Here is a 4,333-nt window from a genome sequence, read left to right as displayed (position 1 = left end):
TTGGCATGCCTCGCCTCACATAACCTCAACTTCCCGAACCGCCCGGTGCGGACCCGCACGCCGGGTGGTGTGGCAGGGTGGTGTGGCAGGGGACCGGCCAGCTTGCTGGCCGCCCCTATGCCGATTTCTTGGGTTATCGGATGACTCGCCGGAAGTCGTTTTCAGTGAACGGAAATTATGCCAAACGCCCGCGCAATAAGGCTTTGGGGCATCAAAGGGTAAACACCCGATTGGCGCGATGGTTGCGCAATCATACAATGTCGTCAGACAACGTAGCGTAACGTTCGAATCGGCGCTCGCCGATCCTGGAGACACCTTGAGATCCACCGCCATCAACTCGTCCGACGACCTGCTCGAATCGGCCAGCTCGAAGGTCAAGCGGCATGTGCTGCCCTTGTTCCTGATCATGTTCATCGCGAATTACATCGATCGCGTGAACGTCGGCTTCATGAATTCGCATATGCAGACGGATCTGGGCATCGGCGCCGCGGCGTACGGGCTGGGCAGCGGGCTGTTTTTTATCGGCTATGCGCTGTTCGAAGTGCCGTCGAACGTGCTGATGCAGAAGTACGGCGCGCGCGCGTGGCTGACGCGGATCATGGGCACGTGGGGCATCGTCGCGGCGGCGATGGCCTTCGTGTGGAACGACACCTCGTTCTACGTGCTGCGCTTTCTGCTCGGCGTGGCGGAAGCGGGCTTCTTTCCGGGCGTGGTGTTCTATTTCACGCAATGGCTGCCGCAGAAGGAACGCGGCAAGGCGATCGCGGTGTTTCTTGGCGGCTCGGCGTTCGCGTCGGTGCTGTCGGGTCCGATCACCGGCAGTTTGCTGTCGATCACCGGCCTCGGGCTGAAAGGCTGGCAGTGGATGTTCATCATCGAAGGCGCGTTTTCGGTGTTCCTGTGCGGCGTGAGCTGGATGCTGCTGAAATCGCGCATCGCCGACGCGCACTGGCTGACGTCAGCCGAACGCACGGCGCTGTCGACGGCCATCGCCAACGAGCAGGCCGAACGCGAAGCCGCGAGCGGCGGCCGTCATGTGCCCGTGCTCAAGCTGTTGAAAGATCCGCAGATTCTGCTGTTCTGCTTTCTCTACTTCGCGATCCAGCTGACGATCTACGCCGCCACCTTCTGGCTGCCGACCATCATCCGCAAGATGGGCGGCCTGACGGATTTCCAGGTCGGCCTCGCCTCTTCAACGCGATTCCCTGGCTGATCGCGATGCTCTCCGCGCGCTTTCGCAACCAGCAGGCGTGGATGGCGACGGCGCTCGTGATCGCCGCATGCGGGCTGTTCGCATCGACGACGGGCAATCTGGTGATGTCCTTCGTCGCGATCTGTTTTTCGGCGATCGGCTTCAAGGCGGCGGCGTCGCTGTTCTGGCCGATTCCGCAGGGTTATCTCGATGCGCGCGTCGCGGCGGGCGTGATCGCGCTGATCAATTCGGTGGGCAATCTGGGCGGATTCTTCGCGCCCGCGACTTTCGGGTATCTTCAGCAGCACACCGGCTCGGTGTCGGGCGGCTTGTATGCGCTCGGTATCGCGTCGCTGATCGCGGCAGCGGCGGGTTTTCTCACGCGCATCAAGCGCGGCGACGACGCGCCCGGCGGACATCCCGCGCCGCGCAACGCGCACTGAAGATCACGGACCTCGACATGACTCAAACTTATTCGGTATTCGTTTCCAACGCGGCTGACGTCGAGATCGGCGCTTTTCGTTTCGATGCCGCCGGCGGCAAGCTCGAAGCGGAATCGCGCATTCCCGCCGACACCAACGTGATGCCGCTCACCTGGTCGCCCGACGGCCGCACGCTCTACGCGGCGACGCGCGGCGCGCGGCGCGCAGGCGAGCATCGTCACGTATGCATACGACGCCGCGAGCGGTGCGTTGACGCGTCACGCGGCCGCGCCGATCGAATCGAATCTGGCGTATCTGTCCGCCGATGCAAGCGGCCGCTATCTGATCGGCGCGTCGTACGGCGAGCATCGCGCGAGTCGCGAGTCTTTACGATGCCGCGCGCATCGCGGCGTGCGAGGGCGGCGCACTGCAATTCGTCGATGGCATCCAGAACGCGCATTGCGCGATGTCGACGCCCGATGGACGCTTCGCCTACGTGACCTCGCTCGGCGCGGACACGATCCACTGCTTCGAATTGCGCGACGGCGCGCTGCATCCGCTCGATATCGTCGCGGTCGAAAAGAACTTCGGCCCGCGCCATCTGCGTTTTTCGCCGGACGCGCGCACGCTGTACGTCGTCAGCGAGTTCACGGCGAAGGTTGCCGCCTTCTCCTGCGATGCGCAGACCGGCAAGCTCGGCGCGATGCGCGTGTCCGATCAGCCCGCCGTGCTCGCGCCGCTGCAACCGGGCCGCGCGCGTCCGAGTTCCGCGAGCGCCGAGCAGATCGATCCCAAGGTGCTCGCGACGCTGATCTGGGCCGCCGACATGCAGGTCACGCCGGACGGACGCTTCGTGTACGTCTCCTTCCGAGCGCACGTCGAGCCGTCTGATCGCGTATCGCGTGCAGGACGACGGCGCGCTCGTTTATGCCGGCATCGCCGATACCGAAGCCCAGCCGCGCGGCTTCCGCATCGACGCGACGGGGCGCTTTCTTATCGCGTGCGGCGAGAAGTCGACGCACATTTCCGCTTACGCCATCGACGCCGACACCGGCGCGCTCAGCCTGCTTTCGCGATGCGAAGGCGGCCACGGCGCGAACTGGGTGGAGATTGTCGCGCGCGCTTAATCTTTCCAAATCACCGGATCACGCTCATGTCCAACATCGCCCAACCCAACGCCACCCCTAAAGTCACCGAACTGCGCGTCGTTCCCGTCGCCGGCCGTGACAGCATGCTGATGAACCTGTCGGGCGCGCACGGCCCGTTCTTCACGCGCAACATCGTGATCCTGACCGACAGCGCGGGCAATACGGGCGTCGGCGAAGTGCCGGGCGGCGAGGCGATCCGCAAGACCATCGACGATGCGCGCGCGTATGTCGTCGGCCTGTCGATCGGCAATCTGCAGGCGATCCTGAACAAGGTTCGCACCGCCTTCGCCGATCGCGATTCGGGCGGACGCGGTTTGCAGACCTTCGATCTGCGCACGACCATTCACGCGGTGACGGCGCTCGAAGCGGCGCTGCTCGATCTGCTCGGCAAGCATCTCGGCGTGCCGGTCGCGGCGCTGCTCGGCGAAGGCCAGCAACGCGACGAAGTGGAAATGCTCGGCTATCTGTTCTATATCGGCGATCGCAACAAGACCGATCTGCCGTATGCATCGGGCGAAGACGGCCGCGACGATTGGGAGCGCGTGCGCACCGAAGTCGCGCTGACGCCGGAAGCGGTCGTGCGACTGGCCGAAGCGGCGCAGGCGCGTTACGGCTTCAACGATTTCAAGCTGAAGGGCGGCGTGCTCGCCGGCGACGCCGAAATCGAAGCGGTGACGGCACTGGCCGAGCGCTTCCCGAACGCACGCGTGACGCTCGATCCGAACGGCGCGTGGTCATTGGCCGAAGCGGTGCGTCTGTGCCGCGATCAGCACGATGTGCTGGCCTACGCGGAAGATCCGTGCGGCGCGGAAAACGGCTACTCGGGCCGCGAAGTGATGGCCGAGTTCCGTCGCGCGACGGGTCTGCCGACGGCCACCAACATGATCGCGACCGACTGGCGTCAGATGGGCCACGCGATCCAGCTTCAATCGGTCGATATTCCGCTCGCCGATCCGCATTTCTGGACGATGCAGGGTTCGGTGCGCGTCGCGCAGATGTGTAACGACTGGGGTCTGACGTGGGGCTCGCACTCGAACAATCACTTCGATGTGTCGCTGGCGATGTTCACGCATGTGGCGGCTGCCGCGCCGGGCAAGATCACGGCGATCGATACGCACTGGATCTGGCAGGACGGGCAGCGCTTGACGCGCGATCCGTTGAAGATCGTTGGCGGGAAGGTTCGGGTTCCTGAAGCGGCCGGACTTGGCGTCGAGCTTGATATGGACGAGGTGGAGAAGGCTCACGCACTCTATCAACAGCATGGGCTCGGCGCGCGGGATGATGGTGTGGCTATGCAGTATCTGATTTCTAATTGGAAGTTTGATAATAAGAAGCCTTGTTTGGTACGGTGATTCTTGTTTGCTAGCGCTTGGGGGAGTGGTGCTGACTTCTGTTGTCGTGCGTTTTTTTCAGTAGCCGCCTCCCCGGCGGAGGGGTCACTTTTTTTGCGGCGGCAAAGAATGTAACCAAAGAAAGCCACTTGTCCGATCCTAAGCACCTTCTTGGCCGGTCCCGGCACAGCACTAGGCTCTGTTCACATTTGAAGAAATGTGTTTACATCTCATCTTTTG

Annotated in this window: 2 protein-coding genes and 2 pseudogenes; all 4 read left to right on the top strand. The window is 63.3% G+C overall.

Annotated features, from left to right (window positions below):
- The first annotated feature begins 406 nt into the window (after positions 1–406).
- Positions 407–1,635 (top strand): annotated as a pseudogene (locus tag BVER_RS27975) (MFS transporter).
- Positions 1,636–1,652: 17 nt separating this feature from the next.
- A complete protein-coding gene (locus tag BVER_RS34790; RefSeq protein ID WP_232316881.1) occupies positions 1,653–2,114 on the top strand; it encodes a lactonase family protein in 462 nt (153 codons plus the stop codon).
- Positions 2,081–2,431 (top strand): annotated as a pseudogene (locus tag BVER_RS34785) (lactonase family protein); the annotation flags it as partial. The gene BVER_RS34790 and the pseudogene BVER_RS34785, both read left to right, overlap by 34 nt.
- Before the next feature lie 336 nt (positions 2,432–2,767).
- On the top strand, positions 2,768–4,114 hold the full coding sequence (gene gudD, locus BVER_RS27965; RefSeq protein ID WP_050456019.1) for a glucarate dehydratase: 1,347 nt from the start codon (positions 2,768–2,770) through the stop codon (positions 4,112–4,114).
- Positions 4,115–4,333 lie beyond the last annotated feature (219 nt).

Source organism: Candidatus Burkholderia verschuerenii (genome assembly GCF_001189365.1).
GTDB classification, from domain to species: Bacteria; Pseudomonadota; Gammaproteobacteria; order Burkholderiales; family Burkholderiaceae; genus Caballeronia; species Caballeronia verschuerenii.
Note: the sequence above shows the minus strand (reverse complement) of the source record. Positions and strands in the feature narration are given on the sequence as shown.

What these genes read in the sequence shown, in the direction of transcription:
- BVER_RS34790 (WP_232316881.1), top strand. Translation starts at nt 1,653, where the DNA reads ATGACTCAAACTTATTCGGTATTCGTTTCCAACGCGGCTGACGTCGAG.
- gudD (WP_050456019.1), top strand. Translation starts at nt 2,768, where the DNA reads ATGTCCAACATCGCCCAACCCAACGCCACCCCTAAAGTCACCGAACTG.